This is a genomic window from Mesorhizobium metallidurans STM 2683 (genome assembly GCF_000350085.1).
GTDB lineage: Bacteria > Pseudomonadota > Alphaproteobacteria > Rhizobiales > Rhizobiaceae > Mesorhizobium > Mesorhizobium metallidurans.
Map to the genome: position 1 here is coordinate 1 of NZ_CAUM01000029.1, position 15,923 is coordinate 15,923.

Sequence of the window (15,923 nt, forward strand, 5' to 3'; positions counted from 1 at the left end):
GTTGTCCACGCCCGTCGCCTCCTCGCGATGAAACCCGCCAGACATGTTCCCAACAAATTATGTCACGTACATTTCCGTCACCTAATATAATCGTGAAGACTGGATCGCGTTCCGCGCGTGCCTGATACGTTTGAAATTCATCGAGCTGTCGATGCCGGCCCTGGTCTGAGCAGCCTTCGTCCGGGGCTTGGCGAACCTTGCCCTGAAGATTGACGAACCTGACTGTTCGATCCTGCTTATCCATCCGGGTCAGGCAGCGACGTGTCCTTGCGACAGCGCACCAGCGGAAGGATTTTGCCCGAGATCACCCTGGTGATCTTCTGTTGCTTGGCGTTGGTCACGACGGTCATGCACGCGCACCCGTAGCCGTGGCCCGAACCAGGCACATTGGTCTCGACGAATTGTCGGTCGTCAAAGGCCGGCACATTGTCGATACCTTTGGGATCCGGGCGTCCCTGCATCTGGATCCACCAATCCCCGTCACCGTCGGTCAGGATGAGGTTGCCGGGTGTCGGGCTGGAGTACCAGCCACAACGGCGCTCGGCATCGGCGGCCGCGGGCGAGGACACGATGGCCAGGCAGAAACAGATAGCGGCCAGCAGACGCATGAAAATCTTCTCCTCCTGACGTAGGCGCACAGAGCAGGTCATGCCGTCGATAATTCCATGCCGAAGCCGGTAACGAGGCGACATGACTTCTGTAAGCCTTATGGCTTCAACTTCGTGTCCACATTTTCTTCGATCAATCCGCAATGAAGCGTCACTGGCTCCTTTTGGACGTCGCTTAGTGGACCGTCGATGAAATCGCAGTTGAGCAGGTTGTCCGAACTGCTCTTGCGCGCCGACGCAATATTAACGTTGACCTTGGTTGGGCCGGCAAGCCAGTCGAGACGCTTGGTGTCGACCTTTGCGCCGCTGATGTGGGCATGGCCACCTGTGCCCGGTATCTCCACCTGCTCGTCTTTCTGCTCAAGACTGATCTGGCCGATCTCGTTGGCGTGCTTCTCGGCGTTACGCTTTGGGTCGCCGTAGTAGGAAGCGAAGACAACGATCCCTTCCTTTTTAGCCGCGAGCCTGGCGGCTGCCTTTTTGGAAAGCGTGACGTTGATGTCGAAGCCCATGTCGCTCTGGGCTGTCGCCGATACAGCACATGCCAACAGCACAGATGCCGCAATCGTCAATGCGGGCAGTGATCCATAGCGTTTCACAATCCACCTCCTTTAAGCCCCTCACGCCAATGACGATGCTCCTGGCATCCTTTGGTGTCTGGCGCCGACATCACGCTCGCCGCCGGCTTCACCGTGAAGCGACATTCAGACCAACGCGCGACAGTTGAGGATCTGCTGGAGGCAGATTCAAACGCTTCAATCTGTCGGCGGTTTCCTGCTCGATGTGCAGCCCCCAATCGGAAAAGAACCGGGTCAGGTCCTGATTTGCGACCGTGCTGGCACGCAGGATAAAGGTTTGTACCTTGACCGTATCCTGCTTATTGGCATCATCCAGTGGATGCTCGCGATAATATCGGTGAAGCTTCGGATAGAAGTCCTCGCCGAGACCCCGGCGCAATTGATCGAACATGACCAGCCGCACCCAAAGCTCGTCGTCGTCATCCGCGATGGCACGCATCTGTTTTTCATTGTCGAAATCGCGCGTCTTCCGCGCCAGATATCGCGCCGCCAGATCCAGCGGCGTCTTGCCGGTAGAGTCATCGCGCTCTTTCAGGCGGGACGGATGGTCAAAATGTGCCTGGGCATTGAGCGAATAGATATTGACCGTAGTTTCTACGATCTCGCCCCAGGTCCAATCCTCCTGCTGGTACATATGGCCGGTTTCATGCCAGATCGACCACGCTTGCCGCAGCTTATTCACGTCCAGCAAATCACCCATGTTGCTGCCGGGGACACCCATAAAATAGTTGCCTGCGTACATGTATACGCCGTCGTCGAAGACCTTCGCCGGTGTCACCGTGTCCTGCTGATAGTGCATGCGCAAACGGGACGGCCGATGAAGTCTGGAGGAACCGTCGAGACCGGATAGCGCATCGTACCAGCCTAGAATTTGCTCGATTGTGTCAAGAATTTCCACAGGGTCGTCCTGAGGCGCCCTCATATAGACTTTGCGGGTCGCGGTAATGGCAACACGCTCGCTTATCATCTCGACGAATGGCGCACCGGGCATGTCGGTGAGCATTTTACGCCAGTCTTCGAAGCTTGTTTTTCCCTTGACGTAGAGGGGGATCGAACTGCCGCCGCGCACGATGACCACATCGATCGGGGGCAGAGCCGCATTGAAGCCGCTGTCGACGTAGCGGAAATAGATCAGCCCGTCACGCTTCGCCGTGAAATCGGTGCGCCCTTGCTTGGCAATGACCAATTGCGGGTCATCCTGGGGTCTTTCGTCGTAGAAGCTGTTCATCGGGCCGATCATGATCGTCAGACCGTCCGGGGAGCGCGGCAGGCCTTCGGCCGTAACCGATACTGCCTCTCCCTTTTTCACGAACACACCGCTTGGCTGATCGTCCATCAGCTTCGTGCGTCTCAGCCTATTGGCCTCGGGTGCGGCTGCAGGCATCGGAGCGAGGCGATAGCGTTTGTTCAGATTGTCGAATTCCGACACAGCCGCCGACGCCGCTGCCGGTCGGTCGCCATTGCCGGCCGGATAAAGCAACCACTGGGCATTATCGTCCAGGCTGGCGTCATAGACGATGATCTGAGCGTCGTCCGCACGTTCATTGGCCCTCACGTTGAGCGTCGTGCCGCTGTCATCCAGCTCGATGCCATAGCTGTTCAGATGCGGCTTGAAACGCCACCCTCCAGCGGACTGTTCGTCCTCGAGGACGACACGCGTATTGCCGTTTTCGTCTTCGTCGCCCCCAGCAAGATACGTTCCGTATCGTCGAGACCGGATCTGATAGGTTGCGTCGTTCGTTTCTCCGGTCGCCCTGGTGATGGTCCACAGCTGCGCGGGACCATCCTTGGATTTGCGAGCCGACTGACCAAGCACGATCTCGCCATGCTTGCCTTCAAAGGCGGTGAGCGCTTTGTAGGAATGCTTCGCGACGATGTAATAGTCCCCTTCGGGGATCTCAGCGGCATCAGCGGCCGTAACGATTGCCGCCAGCAAGAGCCCGGCTATCAAGTGCGCTGCAGATACGATGAAGGTCTTCATCCCGGCACCGACGTGTCAATTCGCGGCCGGAACGGGACAACTCATCGGATCGCCCTGCTTGCCGCATTTCAGATAACCCTCGAAGGCTTTGACCCGGGATTGCGCCAGGCTGTCCATGCACTGCGCGGCGAGCATTGGCATCACGCTGCCTCCAGCCGCTCCCGCAGTCTGGAAACGGCACTCCGCATCGCGAAACTTGTCCCAATCGCGCTGCGCCTGGACGAGAAGCTTCCTGGTATCCGCGTCGCCCTTCAGGCGGGCTTCGATCTGTTGGTAAAGCTCGTTGAGCTTCTTGTCGGATTTCTTGAACGCGGCATCGGCGCACGCGTTCAGGGAGGCCTGATCCTTGGCGGCGGCGTAGCACTTGTCCTGGGCAAAGGCGAAAGTCGGCGTGGCCAGAACCACGGCAGCAGTCAGTACTGCGGGTTTCATCGATTGTCCTCCATTTAGAGCTACCGGCACGGTCGGCGGCTAGTTGGCATCGTCATCGTCCGATCCGTCAGCGTCGTCGCTACTGTCATCCGACGCATCGTCATTCGTGGTGTCGTCGTCGGTGTCGGTGCTGTCTTGGTCATCGCCCGTTGAATCTTCATCGTCGTTCTGATCGGTCGAATCGCCCTGATCATCGGAATTATTGTCGTCGGTATTGTCATCCGAGCTATCATCGTCGGCGTTGTTGTCGTCATCACCATCATTGTCATTCTGATCGCCCGAATCGTCCTGATCATTGGTATTGTCGTCGTCGGTGCTGTCGTCCGAGCTATCGCCATCGGTGTCCGGGTTGTTGTCGTCGGAATCGTCATCAGAATCGGGAGGAGTTACGTCCGGACTGGTGTCGCTGGGCTGCGAGTCGTCTTCGCGATAGCTCGTGTCGTTGAGGCTTGTCTCCATCTCGTCGTCATACTGATCGACGATCTGCGTCCACTCCCCTCGATTGTCGACGCTCGTCCATTGCGAGATATTGTTGACCGAGACGTTGGTGTTGAAGTTGTTGACGGTGATGTTGGTGTTGACCTCGACGACATCCGCGACTTCTGTCCCGCGGTTCACGCCAAACAGGAAACTGGTGGCGCTCACGGCAAGAGCGGCCCAAACGAGCCTGTCGACATCGGAGGGCGTCGAAATCGGTTGATGCCGCACGGTGGCAAGCACGTCACCCGGTCGGATGCCCTGCCGCGCGGCGACGCCATGCGGTGAAACAGCCAGGACATACACCCCGCGAAGTTTGGGCGGGATCTGGTAGCGGTGCCGAGAGGCATGATCGATCGGTATCAGAACCGCATCAAGAGCCCGGGAGACATAGGGTTTCGGGAGATCATACTTGTCGGCATAGGCAATATTGATCGTTTGCGGGACGGCTACGCTGACGACAGCCGTCATTTTCACTGAAGTTGCCAACGCACGAGCGAACTGAATCAACAGTCTAGACTTCCGAACAGCGCGCATTTTTCCAAATCCTTCCGTGGGCGCCCGATGGCTAGAACAGGACGTTGAGCTTTGCGTTGAAGCCGTTCTCCTGGACGCCCGAAACGAACTGGCCCCAACAGGAGGCGCTCAAGGCTGCGGTCTCGGTCATGTTGAGATCGAGCCCCACTTTTCTGATCGCCGCGAATGGCTGAACTCTGCCGCGGGAGATCAACACCGGCCTTCCTTCCTCTATCGACATCAGTCGTTAATGGCGGTGATCCTGACCGTCTGCTGTTCGCACGCTATGTTGCTGCAAACGCCGCTGAACCAGATTTCTCCATCGCCGATGGAGACGCCCTGCCAGTTGGCAAAGAGCGTCGCATAGGTTTGCTTGGCCACTGCACCCTTAACCTTCTGCGTGATAATCTGGTCGTAGTCGGTCAGGAACTGCTTCTGATCCTTGATCTTCAGGGCCTTGCCCTTGATGCGGGCCTGGAACGGGTAGGCGACCAATGCGGCAACGGTCGCCTTGTCATCGGAACCGACCGCTTTTTTCAACTTGTCGAAGAAGGTCTGGTACGGCGCGTGATTTCCAAACAGCGTGTCCAAATTGCCGTTCACCTCCGCAGCCGATTGCGCGGACGCTGACCCGGCACCGATTGCCGAGATCAGCCCCAGCGCAAAGAGAAAAGCGCGTCTTCTGGCCATTGTTCGAATCTCCTCATTGTGTGAACCCTTGGCGGTCGTGCCGTCCTTGATCAGTTTCTGCCGATCCATGCCTGTTCGATGCCTTCTGCCATGCTGGCGCCACCGCGGCGATCGCCAGCGATCATCACCGTCATTCCGTAACTTCGTCGGCAAAACACTTTGCCAGGTCTTGCGGCGCTCCGAGCTTCTTTGCCCAGGATACCAGTTCAGGTTTTTCCGACGGGTCGGCATAGCCGCCCCACACGTCGCGAAACTGCTTCTTTCCGTCGACCGTCTGGAAGAACATCACGCCGTCGTCGCTCACGGGCGTGGAGACGTAAGCGGCGCTCCAACTGCCGTTCTCCATGATCGTGATGAACTTCACCCGAGCGGGCTTGACCTTGTTGTTCAATGCCGAAGCGACGAGGGGGGCATATTCCAGCTTGCGCGCCTTCGTCACGTCGACCTTTATGCCGTCGCAGGCGCTATTCGCAGCGAAAGCGGAGGGCAGCGTCGTTCCCAGCCCCGTGAGGCCCAGCCCCGTGAGGCCGATCACAACGATTTTGGCACGTCGCCGGATATGATCGCTGAATTCAGACATGATTGGCTTCCTCCTCGTTTGCCGCGGGGTCCATCAATCGGAATCGTCATCGTCCGATGAACTGTCATCGGCCGGCGTATCGACCTCACAGCCGATGCCGTTGCAGCCTTGATAGTTGCCTTGCGTATCGAAGTTGGGATTGCCTTGTTTGTCGTACTGCGGCCGGTCGTCGACGGTTTGATCGTCATCGTCGGGATCGTCGACTTTGCATCCGAGCCCATGGCAGCCGATGTAGCGGCCGCGCGCATCGAAGTTGGGATTGCCGTTCCTGTCGTACTGCGGCCGGTCATCGATCTTTCGGCTCGCTTTGTGGGGTCGATCAACCAGGCAGCCCTTTCCGCGACAGCCATTGTAGTCGTCGGTGGTACAACCGACGATCGCCAGCAAGGCAGTGGCGATGATTGCATAAAGTACGACTTTCATGGTTCATTCTCCTGGCTGGCTGGCGGCGATAAAGGTTCCCGTCAGATCCAGAGTCGATGGCGCCCCGAACTTCCGGCGATCAAAACACCAACAAGTGTTGCCAAATCCGGTATGTTTGTTTGTCCCTCCTCCGAGAGCTATTGCAGGCTGCGGTCCCCGCTCTTGTCGGCGGCCGCGAAGTCTTTCATGACCCGGTTCATGAATTCGTCCCGACTGACACGGCCGTCCCCGTTCGCATCGGTCGCTGCGAATTGATCGGCCTTCAGGACGTCAGTGGTTTCAGCTTGGCTGAGAGCGCCATTATTGTCAGCGTCCAGCTTTCCAAAGGCCTGGGTCATGAAGGCCTGATACTCCTGCTGGTTCACCTTGCCGCTGTCATCGGTATCAAGTTGGTCTTGCTGGCCCTCGTACATGGACTGCTGCGCCGTTGCCGCGCCGGTGCAAAACAGGAGCAAGGAAGCTGTCGTTGCGATTATGGATTTCATTGTCTTGTCCCTTTCTTCTCGTCTCAGCCGCAGGCAAGACGATTGCCGAGGTAGCCGCCACCGCCGATGCCAATCGCTGAACCGATCACACGTCCGGTTCCGCCACCAATGGTGCTGCCGATCAAACCGCCCACGATCGCACCACCGACCGTACCTGCGATGCAGCCGAACTCACTGTTGCGCGCCTGAACTTCCGGGTTGGATGACGACTGGCACGCCGTAAGCGCGAAAGTGCTTGCGAGCACGATTGCCAAGGCCGATTTTCTGATGGCTCTTTGCCGATCTGATTGCTGAATGGCGCCAATCCGAGCAGGACAGAGTTTTGCCGGCCATCGAATGAGCCAGGCCATGGCCCGCGCATTCGGCGACTTGGCCGCCGGGCTGTCGTAATCTCTTTCGTCGATGGGAACGCTCCCCGCGGGGGCCGCATTAACAAATGTCAATTTTCCTCTCCATGCCTAGCGCCCCATCCGCCCAAGCATGCCAACAATCCGCTGACGTGGATGTGTTGCCAAAAAAGTTGCATCCGAAGCTGGGCTATGGCAAGAAAAAATCACGATTTCGCGAGTTGAACCTTGCAAATGCTTAATAATTAGCAACGTATGCCGGCTATCTTAGCAGATCCTGAAATTTGACTGACAGCAAGATTCCAGAACGAAAAATCTGTTTTATTCTTTTGATCGCATCTATTAATAAGCCAATTATAATATTATTATTGCTTTACATCAGCTCCAAAAAAAGATGCAACGAAATGGCTCCTTATATAATCGACTTCATCCCGATTTATTGTTGGTATTTTTTTCGAACCCAGTCAATGCGTTGCGCAGGTCAAAAGAAACGCCGCTCACTCATTCGGTTTTTTCAATGCTGCGGCGTGCTGCATGAAGGGCAATCGCGCCGTCTAATTCTATCTTTCGACAATCCCGCGAGAGCTGGTCAGCGGTTTTCCAATGCTTCGGTTCTCGCGAATTCCCTGTGGTCGTCCCCGACTGGACTGAGTTGACAACAAGGAAGGGATCGTCATGCGGATATGGTGCAGGCTGGCCTCCTCCTTCATTCTGCTGCTGACGCTGTTTTGGCCACAAGGCGCCGCCCAGGCTCAACAATCTTCCGCGCCGCTGAACGTCGGCCTCTTCGTCAATCCCCCCTTCGTCATGAAAGGTAACGGACGGTTCACCGGCATGGCCGTAGATCTTTGGGAGGATCTCGCTTCGAAACTGGGCCGCCAGTACCACTACGTTGAATTCCGGACACTGCATGATCTCGTTGAGGCGACCGCTTCCGGCAAAATCGACGTGGCAGTCACCAATCTCACCATAAATCAGTCGCGGGCCGAACGGATCGATTTCACCCAACCCTGGTTCGACGGCGGCATGAGGATCATGACCGGCACGGATCAGGGAAAGGGCTTCAGCAATCTGATTGCGGGTCTTAGCGATGCCGGCTTCCTGACAGCCTATGCCTGGATCGCGCTGATCATTGTCGCTGCCACGGTCCTGCTCACCTTCTTCGATCGCCAGTTTGACAAGGCTTTCCCCAAGCGGTGGCGCGACGGCATCGCCGAGAGCTTCTATACGGTGATGTCGGTCGCGACGTCCGGCAAGCCGCCGTCGCGAAAGAACCTCTTCGGCTGGATTGGACGCATTTGGCAAGGTCTGTGGTTGGTTTGCGGTATCGCCGTGCTCGCCTATGTCACTTCGTCGGTCACGAGCGTGATGACGACACTTTCGCTCACCAACCAGATCAACGGCATCTCCGATCTCGCCGACAGGACGGTCGGCGTGCTGACGGGAACGGTCGAAGAGGATTTCGCGCAGGAGCAGGGACTACGGACGCAGACCTATCTCGGTCTGGATGGTGCCGTCGACGGCTTGGTGAATGGCGAAGTGGCGGCAATCGTCGCCGACGCGCCGGTTCTCGAATACTATGCCTACATGCATGCCAATCTGCCGGTGAAAGTGGTCGGGCGCCTGTTCGAACCGGACAAATATGGCTTCGCGCTGCCGCGCCAGAGCGTCTTGACCCGTCCACTGACCATAGAATTGCTCGGCGCCCGCGACGCGGGTGAAATCGAGGAGCTGCGGACCAAATATTTTGGAGCGCCTCACTGATGGCAGGACTGCTTCCGTCGGCCTGGGGATCGTTTATCACCGCCCGCCAGCGTCAAGCAGCATGTCGCTTTTCTGCCGCCGAATGGATAATGTCGCGAAACAATAGGGCGGCAATCCATGAAAGCTATCTTGCTCGGAGGGGTCGTATTCCTCTGCCTCTCCGGTACGGCGTCGATCGGGATGCTGTTGCGTGCCTATCTGCCTGACCACCATCTGAGCGCCGACTCCAAGGATGTGATCAAGCTGGCAACGGCGGTGGTCGGAACCTTGTCGGCACTCGCACTCGGGCTCCTGATCGCCTCCGCCAATGCCAGCCATGACAGCGCCGAAACGGAGTTGAGGACGTCCGTTGCCCGCCTCGTCCTGCTTGATCGGGTCATGGCGCATTACGGCCCGGAGACTGAAGAGGCACGCGGGCTCCTTAGAAGGATGGTCGAGGTCCGGTTGCGCGATGTCTGGGGCGATCTGAACGATGCTGACCAGTTGGGCAGTTCCGCGAGCGATGAAGCAGGCGTCGAGCCCGTGCAAGACGAACTGCGGGATCTGCATCCGCTGACCGATGCTCAACGGTCGCTGCAGGCGCGAGCCATCCAGGTCAGCGGGTAGATTGCCGAGGCCCATTGGCTGTTGATCGAAACACGCGGCGAAGGGCTGCCATGGCCATTTCTTGCGATTCTGGTCTTCTGGCTGGGCTTGCTCTTCTTCACCTTCGGTCTGTTGGCGCCGGTCAACACGACGGTCATCTGCACGCTGCTTGTTTGCGCACTGTCGGTTGCCGGAGCGGTTTTCCTGATCGTCGATATGTCCCATCCTTACCTTGGATTCATCCACGTTTCGGATGGCCCGCTGCGTGATGCGCTTCAGCGCATAGGACGGTAGTAGCATCCTCGAGTGATTTCCCGGCCGGACAACGACCCGGTCAAGCACAGCGACCCGCCGCTCACCCAACCTTATCCTTTTCGCCCCCTCCCGGAACAGCGCCTCGGGCGTCGGTTCGAAACGAAAGGTGCCGACGAAATCGTCGGCTGAGTAAGCCAGCAGCGTCTTGTGCAAGGCGACGGAAAAATGCCTCGTCAAGCCACACCGCCGGTGCAAGGCGATCGTCAGTCAGTTGCTGGCAATCCAAAAAGCTTTCCGGCGGGCACGACGTCATTGATCCCGGCGAGCCGCAGGCAATGCCAGGCCATGGCGTGGTTGCTGGAGGTGACCGGCACGCCGATGCGCTGTTCGAGCCTTGCTGCCGCTTCCGCGATGCGGAGGCTGGTGCATGATATGAAGATCGCATCCACCCCCGGCGCGGCAGCCATTTGCTCGGCCGCGGCTTCGATTGATGCGACCGAGATGCGGGCGGCGTCGCGATCGTCGCGCCGGTCGAAGGTCGCGACGGCCGATATGTCGACGCCGCGCCCGCTGAAATAGGCAACGAGGTTTTCATTGATCTGCGGCGTGTAGGGCGTCAGCAGGCCGATGCCTTTGACGTCGAGAGCCTTGAACGCCGCGAGCGCGGCGGTGACCGGTGTGGTGCAGGCGACATTTGGCCGTGCCTTCCTGATCTGCGCGAAAACCGCTTCTTCGCCGAGCGTCATCGTCGCCGAGGTACAGCCGAAGGCAACGACGTCCAGGGGAATGCTCGGCAAGATGAGGTCGACGGCCGGCGCGATCCTGGGACCGATGGCGCGCAAGGTGTCAGTCGTTATGTCGTTGTCGCTGAAGATGCGGGCCTCGTAGAAGGCGACGCCGGGCTGGCGCACGAGCGCACGGAATTCATACTCCAGGGTCTGATCCGTGGCCAGCACCACAAGGCCGATCGCCGCGCGTGACGCCAGACCGCCGTCGAGTTCCGAGGGCAGCACGCCGAGATCGACGGGTCCGGAAGACCGAAGGGCGGCAAGGTTGAGAGACATGGCGTTCCCTTTCAGTTCAAAAGACCATCCATTGGAATGGCCGGCGTCCGGCCGGCGATCAGATCGGCGGTGATCCGCGCCGACCCGTGCGACATGGTCCAACCGATGTGGCCATGCCCGGTGTTGAGGAAGAGGTTGCGCAAGCGGCGGCCGCCGAAGGCGGGAAGATTGTTCGGCGTCATCGGCCTCAGACCCGCCCACATTTCGACGCGGTCGTAGTCGGCTCCTTGGGGGTAGAGCTCCTCCGTAACGCCTTTCATGAAAGCGAAATCGGCAGGCTTATGGCTGGTGTCGTAGCCGGCGAACTCCGCCGTTGCGGTGACGCGGATGCGGTCGCCGAAGCGCGAGATGGCGACCAGATTGTGCTCGTCGACGGAGGCGATGGTCGGCGGCAGCGGACGATTGCCGATCGGGATCGTCAGCGAATAGCCCTTGACCGGGTAGATCGGCAGCCGAATGCCGATCTTCCTTGCCAGAACAGGACTGTGGCTCCCGAGCGCCAGCACATAGGCATCGCCCCTGAAAGGCTCTTTGTCGGTGAGCACCCGCGCGACAGCGTCGCCGGTCGTTTCGATGCCGGTGATCGTCGTGCCTGTGTGTATGGCGCCGCCCCGGGCGACAATCCTGGCGGCGAGGGCTCTGGTGAACTTTGCCGGGTCGCCGGTCTCGTCGGTCGGGCAATAGATGCCGCCGGCAATCTTGTCCTTGGCGGACGCCAGAGACGGATCGAGCGCGACGATCGCGTCTCGGTCGAGGACCTCGATCTCCTGTCCATCCGACTGCAGCAGCTTCATATGCTCGACACCGTTGTCGAGCGCCTGCTGGCTGCGGTGGAAATAGACGATGCCACGGTCGTTGCGGTCGTAGTCGATCTCCTCGTCGGCAACGACCCCGCGCAGCACGGCCTGCGAGTAGGCGGCGAGGCGATGCTTGAGCAGCGTGTTGCGCCGCGCCTTGGCGGCCGTGCATTCCATGAGAAACAACCAGGACCACGTATAGAGCCGCGGATCCGTCGAGAACTTGAAGCGCAGCGCCTGATCCTTGAGCACCAGCGATTTCAGCAAGGTTATCGGCGCCTTGGGGGACGACCAGACAAAGGAATGGCCTGGCGCGATCATGCCGGCATTGCCCCAACTCGTCTCGGCGGCAACCTCGCTGTTGCGTTCAATGAGCGCGACGTCGTGACCATCGTTTTGCAGTTGATAGGCCGTCGTGACACCAACGACGCCGCCACCCAGCACCACTATGCGCATGACGCCTCCGGAAATCACAAAGTGAGTACACATTAGAATGTAATTTGCGAACCGCAAGAGACTCCCTGCCCCTTCGCCAGACGCCGGCGGGACAGCGCCAAGAGCGGCGTTTGGCTCGCCTCGCTATCCTCTTACGCCGCCGTCCCAAAGAAGATCCGCGCGAGACCGCGTGTCGCCACCTCCATCGCATGCGCCGAACTCAGCGTGATGTGCTTTTCGACCAGGGCTGCCCCGCCCGCGGCATCGCGACGGCGCAGGGCATCAATGATCGCTTCATGCTCCCGGTAGCTGTGGGTGCGGCGCGGCAAGGACTCCAGATCGATGCGCCGGAAAAAGCGAATCCGCGAGCATAGGCCCTCGAGCGCGTTGACCATCTGCGCATTCTTCGACAATTGCGTCAGGGCCATGTGGAAACTTTCATCGGCAACGGCAACCTTCGCCCACGACCCTTCACCCTTCAGACTGCTATGCTTTGTCCATGCGTCGACCGTCGCCTGAATCTCGGTGTCCGTTGCCCGCTCACAGGCCAGGACGAATGCGGCCCGCTCGATCGCCGCGCGAAGTTCGTAGAGATCGCGCACGGCTTCCGGCGTGAGTTCGCGGGCATAGAACCCCTTGTTCGGAACGGATGCCACGAAGCCGTCGCGCTGCAATCTGTTGAGAGCCGCGCGCACCGGCGTGCGACTTACGCCAAGTTCAGTCGCGAGTTCGACCTCGTTGATCTTCTCGCCCGGCCGAAACCGGTAGTCTATGGCGAATTCCTTGATCGTCGCGTAGACCCGATCGACGCTGTCCGCGGCGCGCACGGTGCGCTCTCGCTTTTTTGCGATTTCTGCCCCGCTAGCGATGTTATTCCGGGGGTCGCTTGCCATCCTGTCCTCATGTCATGTCCAAGCACGCGCCTTGCTTCCCGGCGAGGCCGGCTCCTACATGATACATATTGGAATCGCAAAGTGCACTCAGTTGCTTCACCGGGGCGGACAGACATATCGATGATGCCGATCCTATTGAAGCACCGTCCCGTGCCGATCGATCACCCCAATCCAATCCGCCTGGCCCCTTGCCGGAACAGCGCCTCGGCGTCGGGATCGAAGTGGAAGGTGTTGATGAAATCGTCAGCGCGGTAATTTGGTAGCGTCTTGCGCAGCGCGGCGGCGAAATTTTGGGCCTCGTCCTGCCGCCCCGCCAGCGCCAGGCAGTGCGCGGCGATGGCCAGGATGATGGCATGGGCGTTGGGGCGGGCTGCCGCCTTCAGCGCCCATTCGGCCGCCTCGTCGAACTGGCCGAGGCGGGCAAGGGCAATGGCGCGGGAGCCGAGCATGCCGAACAGCAGCGGATCGAAGGGGCTGAGATGCCTGGAATGGTCTGACGAGCCGATCGCGGATTTCGGGTCGCCCGACTGCGAGTGCACGAATGAGAGCGCGTAGTGGCCGAGCGCGAAGTTCGGGCTGAGGTCGACGGCCCGTTCCAGCTCGATGAGGGAACCGTCCTGCTCGCCTCGCAGCCACAGCGCCCGGCCCATGGCCCAGTGCGCGGCCGGATTGTGATCGTCGACCAGAAGGCTTTGCCCGGCCGCCTCGAAGGCCAGCGCGCTTTCCTGCTCGCGGTCGCCCCAGCGCTGGAAAGCATTCTGCCAATGGGTGAAGGACAGGCCGGCATAGGCGCGGGCGAAGGTCGGATCGAGCTTCAAGGCCATGTCGAAAAAGTGCCGGGCCTGCTCGTTTTCCGTGCGGGTGAAGCGGTACATATGCCAGAGGCCGCGATGGTAGGCCTCCCAGGCGTTCAATGAGTTCGGCGCCTTCAGCATGGCGCGGTTGCGCTCGACCGTCTCGATCTCGGTCGAGATCGACGAGACGATGGCGTTGCCGATCTCGTCCAGCACGGCGAAGATGTCGTCGGGCCGGCGCTCGAACGTCTCGGCCCAGACGATCCTGGCGGTGCGCACCTCGACAAGCTCGATGCTGACGACGACGCGGCCCGGCTGGCTGCGCACCGTGCCGGTGGCGACATAGTCGACATTCAGCCGCCGGCCGGCATCCTCCGGCGCGATGTTCTTTTCCGCCAGCGCGAAGACCGAGCCGCGCGCGATGACGAAGAAATCCCTGAGTTTCGCCAGGCGGGTGATGATGTCGTGAGTGAAGCCGTCGGCCAATCCGCCACGAACACCGCCGCGGGGGGCGCCGTGAACAACGCCAATGCCGGCTTCCTCGACAAACGGCATCACCGCCAGCGAAGCCCGGCGCAGCGGGACGGCATCGGGTTCGGCGAGCGCGATCGGGGGCGTCAAACTAACCATCGAGCGCGCGCATGGCGTGGCTACCGATGGCCGTTCCTTGTTCGCCCGCCAGGCGTCGCGGACCGGAGCGAAATCCAGGTCCTCGGACTGGAACAGTTGCGCCGCGGCGGCAAGATGCTCCTCGCACGCGCCGATCTGGCCGCGCCGGGCCAGATTTTCCAGCAACGCGACATGGGCGCGCCCGTCGAAGGGCGCCAGCGCAAGCCACTTCTCGATATGGGCGGACACGCTCCCGGAATTCGGCGGGAGATTGTTGACGAGACGCTCCAGGATGGCGGCATGGCATGAGCCGAAGCGGCGGCGCTGCGCGGTCGCCCAACTCATGAAATGCGGGCTGCGGTCGATCTCCAGTCCTTCGAGGAAATCGCCGACAAACAGTTCGGACAAGGCTTGCAGCCGCTCCAGATCGAGTGTCTCGACGCCCTTCGCGGCGGTCGAGGCAATATCGATCGCGTCGACGAAACTGCCGCCGAGATCAAGTGCGACCGTGTCGCCAGACGTCTCGACCCTGGCGGGGTCGTCGAGAATGCCTCTGAGCTTGCTCAGGCACCAGCGGAGCTCGCCCCTCGGGTCGTTCGGCACATCCCACAAGAGCTCGCACAGACGGCTGCGGCTCACGGGATGTGGGGCGAGCGCCAGATAGGCGAAGAGAGCGCGCAGCTTGCGCGATGCCGGCAGTTGCGCCGTGGCGCCGTCGCGAACGACGGTCAGCGGCCCGAACAGGCGCACGCAAAGCCCTGCCGTGCCGTCCTCCAGGCTCGATCGAGTGGATTCCACGTGTATTTCCACGCCTGCTCCCACGCTGGCCAGTCGGCCGCTGTTCTATCACCAAACCCGACAAGGTGCACCGGCGGCGAATTTCCACGCCGGACGCGCCCGTTGCGGCATATGCCGTTAAATTACCTTAGCGCGGCAAGGTCTCGAAACCTCGCCGCCCAATCCGCCGGTCTGTAACCGGCGCGTGACCACGAACAATGACAGATCGAGGAGATCAACATGTTGCATCAGCAGAAAATCAGGACCACGGCCGGCCGCGGCCGCCTGTTCGACAGCATTCTCGACACGGTCGGCGATACGCCGGTGATCCGGATCAACAATCTCGGACCGGCCCATGCGACAATCTATGTAAAGGCCGAATTCTTCAATCCGGCGGCCTCGGTGAAGGACCGGCTGGCCCTCAACATCATCGAGGAAGGCGAGCGCAGCGGCGCGCTGAAGCCGGGGCAGACCATCGTCGAGGCGACCAGCGGCAACACCGGCATCGGGCTGGCCATGGTCTGCGCCCAGAAGGGCTATCCGCTGGTGGTGACGATGGCCGACAGTTTCTCGGTCGAGCGGCGCAAGCTGATGCGCATGCTGGGCGCCAAGGTGGTGCTGACGCCGCGCGCCCAGAAAGGCTTCGGCATGTACAAGAAGGCGGTGGAACTGGCTGAAGCCAATGGCTGGTTCCTGGCGCGCCAGTTCGAGACCAAGGCCAATGCCGCCATCCACGAGGCGACGACGGCGCGCGAGATCATCAACGACTTCGCCGGCGCGCGGCTCGACTGCTTCGTCACCGGCTATGGCACCGGCGGCACCATCGTCGGCGT

Annotated in this window: 17 protein-coding genes and 1 pseudogene; 3 read left to right on the forward strand and 15 right to left on the reverse strand. The window is 60.2% G+C overall.

What is annotated here, in order from left to right:
• Window positions 1-236 precede the first annotated feature (236 nt).
• The 11 genes from MESS2_RS05855 to MESS2_RS05905 form a co-directional block, all read right to left on the reverse strand.
• Window positions 237-608, reverse strand: coding sequence for a DUF4087 domain-containing protein (locus tag MESS2_RS05855; protein ID WP_008873204.1), 372 nt, complete (start codon window positions 606-608; stop codon window positions 237-239).
• 98 nt (window positions 609-706) lie between these two features.
• Window positions 707-1,207 (reverse strand): hypothetical protein, encoded by a 501-nt coding sequence (locus tag MESS2_RS05860; RefSeq protein WP_008873205.1) that lies wholly within the window; start codon window positions 1,205-1,207, stop codon window positions 707-709.
• Window positions 1,208-1,295: 88 nt separating this feature from the next.
• Window positions 1,296-3,167, reverse strand: coding sequence for a M60 family metallopeptidase (locus MESS2_RS05865; protein ID WP_008873207.1), 1,872 nt, complete (start codon window positions 3,165-3,167; stop codon window positions 1,296-1,298).
• A gap of 15 nt (window positions 3,168-3,182) precedes the next feature.
• On the reverse strand, window positions 3,183-3,572 hold the full coding sequence (locus tag MESS2_RS05870; protein WP_341872348.1) for a lysozyme inhibitor LprI family protein: 390 nt from the start codon (window positions 3,570-3,572) through the stop codon (window positions 3,183-3,185).
• A 66-nt stretch (window positions 3,573-3,638) separates the two neighbouring features.
• Window positions 3,639-4,547, reverse strand: a complete 909-nt coding sequence (locus MESS2_RS30170) for a PDZ domain-containing protein (protein WP_008873209.1) — start codon at window positions 4,545-4,547, stop codon at window positions 3,639-3,641.
• 97 nt (window positions 4,548-4,644) lie between these two features.
• The gene (locus MESS2_RS05880; protein WP_157357622.1) at window positions 4,645-4,809 is read right to left on the reverse strand and encodes a hypothetical protein; all 165 of its coding nucleotides are present in this window, start codon (window positions 4,807-4,809) and stop codon (window positions 4,645-4,647) included.
• Window positions 4,810-4,832: 23 nt separating this feature from the next.
• On the reverse strand, window positions 4,833-5,282 hold the full coding sequence (locus MESS2_RS05885) for a hypothetical protein (RefSeq protein ID WP_008873211.1): 450 nt from the start codon (window positions 5,280-5,282) through the stop codon (window positions 4,833-4,835).
• A gap of 130 nt (window positions 5,283-5,412) precedes the next feature.
• On the reverse strand, window positions 5,413-5,862 hold the full coding sequence (locus MESS2_RS05890; RefSeq protein ID WP_008873212.1) for a hypothetical protein: 450 nt from the start codon (window positions 5,860-5,862) through the stop codon (window positions 5,413-5,415).
• A gap of 33 nt (window positions 5,863-5,895) precedes the next feature.
• Window positions 5,896-6,285, reverse strand: coding sequence for a hypothetical protein (locus tag MESS2_RS05895; RefSeq protein ID WP_008873213.1), 390 nt, complete (start codon window positions 6,283-6,285; stop codon window positions 5,896-5,898).
• Window positions 6,286-6,422: 137 nt separating this feature from the next.
• Entirely contained in the window at window positions 6,423-6,770 is a 348-nt protein-coding gene (locus MESS2_RS05900) for an EF-hand domain-containing protein (protein WP_008873214.1), read from the reverse strand.
• Between the two features lie 23 nt (window positions 6,771-6,793).
• Entirely contained in the window at window positions 6,794-7,039 is a 246-nt protein-coding gene (locus tag MESS2_RS05905) for a membrane protein (protein ID WP_040592269.1), read from the reverse strand.
• A gap of 753 nt (window positions 7,040-7,792) precedes the next feature.
• On the opposite strand from MESS2_RS05905, the gene MESS2_RS05910 reads away from it, so the two are divergent.
• Both MESS2_RS05910 and MESS2_RS05915 read left to right on the forward strand, forming a co-directional pair.
• On the forward strand, window positions 7,793-8,881 hold the full coding sequence (locus MESS2_RS05910) for a transporter substrate-binding domain-containing protein (protein ID WP_008873217.1): 1,089 nt from the start codon (window positions 7,793-7,795) through the stop codon (window positions 8,879-8,881).
• 117 nt (window positions 8,882-8,998) lie between these two features.
• Window positions 8,999-9,760, forward strand: a pseudogene (locus MESS2_RS05915) (bestrophin-like domain).
• Window positions 9,761-9,984: 224 nt separating this feature from the next.
• Here the strand turns inward: MESS2_RS05915 and MESS2_RS05920 are convergent.
• The 4 genes from MESS2_RS05920 to MESS2_RS05935 form a co-directional block, all read right to left on the reverse strand.
• Window positions 9,985-10,785 carry a maleate cis-trans isomerase family protein gene (locus MESS2_RS05920; protein WP_008873221.1) on the reverse strand — a complete coding sequence of 267 codons (801 nt, stop codon included), beginning with the start codon at window positions 10,783-10,785 and terminating at the stop codon, window positions 9,985-9,987.
• A gap of 11 nt (window positions 10,786-10,796) precedes the next feature.
• Entirely contained in the window at window positions 10,797-12,038 is a 1,242-nt protein-coding gene (locus MESS2_RS05925; RefSeq protein WP_008873222.1) for a D-amino acid dehydrogenase, read from the reverse strand.
• A 131-nt stretch (window positions 12,039-12,169) separates the two neighbouring features.
• The gene (locus MESS2_RS05930) at window positions 12,170-12,910 is read right to left on the reverse strand and encodes a GntR family transcriptional regulator (RefSeq protein WP_008873223.1); all 741 of its coding nucleotides are present in this window, start codon (window positions 12,908-12,910) and stop codon (window positions 12,170-12,172) included.
• 161 nt (window positions 12,911-13,071) lie between these two features.
• On the reverse strand, window positions 13,072-15,111 hold the full coding sequence (locus MESS2_RS05935; protein ID WP_008873225.1) for a transcriptional regulator, SARP family: 2,040 nt from the start codon (window positions 15,109-15,111) through the stop codon (window positions 13,072-13,074).
• Window positions 15,112-15,330: 219 nt separating this feature from the next.
• Here MESS2_RS05935 and MESS2_RS05940 point away from each other — a divergent pair.
• A partial coding sequence (locus MESS2_RS05940) for a PLP-dependent cysteine synthase family protein (RefSeq protein WP_040592263.1) occupies window positions 15,331-15,923 on the forward strand: 593 nt, incomplete at its 3' end.

What these genes read in the sequence shown, in the direction of transcription:
- MESS2_RS05910 (WP_008873217.1), top strand. Translation starts at nt 7,793, where the DNA reads ATGCGGATATGGTGCAGGCTGGCCTCCTCCTTCATTCTGCTGCTGACG.
- MESS2_RS05895 (WP_008873213.1), bottom strand. Translation starts at nt 6,285, where the DNA reads ATGAAAGTCGTACTTTATGCAATCATCGCCACTGCCTTGCTGGCGATC.
- MESS2_RS05925 (WP_008873222.1), bottom strand. Translation starts at nt 12,038, where the DNA reads ATGCGCATAGTGGTGCTGGGTGGCGGCGTCGTTGGTGTCACGACGGCC.
- MESS2_RS05920 (WP_008873221.1), bottom strand. Translation starts at nt 10,785, where the DNA reads ATGTCTCTCAACCTTGCCGCCCTTCGGTCTTCCGGACCCGTCGATCTC.
- MESS2_RS05900 (WP_008873214.1), bottom strand. Translation starts at nt 6,770, where the DNA reads ATGAAATCCATAATCGCAACGACAGCTTCCTTGCTCCTGTTTTGCACC.
- MESS2_RS05855 (WP_008873204.1), bottom strand. Translation starts at nt 608, where the DNA reads ATGCGTCTGCTGGCCGCTATCTGTTTCTGCCTGGCCATCGTGTCCTCG.
- MESS2_RS05930 (WP_008873223.1), bottom strand. Translation starts at nt 12,910, where the DNA reads ATGGCAAGCGACCCCCGGAATAACATCGCTAGCGGGGCAGAAATCGCA.
- MESS2_RS05885 (WP_008873211.1), bottom strand. Translation starts at nt 5,282, where the DNA reads ATGGCCAGAAGACGCGCTTTTCTCTTTGCGCTGGGGCTGATCTCGGCA.
- MESS2_RS30170 (WP_008873209.1), bottom strand. Translation starts at nt 4,547, where the DNA reads ATGACGGCTGTCGTCAGCGTAGCCGTCCCGCAAACGATCAATATTGCC.
- MESS2_RS05890 (WP_008873212.1), bottom strand. Translation starts at nt 5,862, where the DNA reads ATGTCTGAATTCAGCGATCATATCCGGCGACGTGCCAAAATCGTTGTG.
- MESS2_RS05865 (WP_008873207.1), bottom strand. Translation starts at nt 3,167, where the DNA reads ATGAAGACCTTCATCGTATCTGCAGCGCACTTGATAGCCGGGCTCTTG.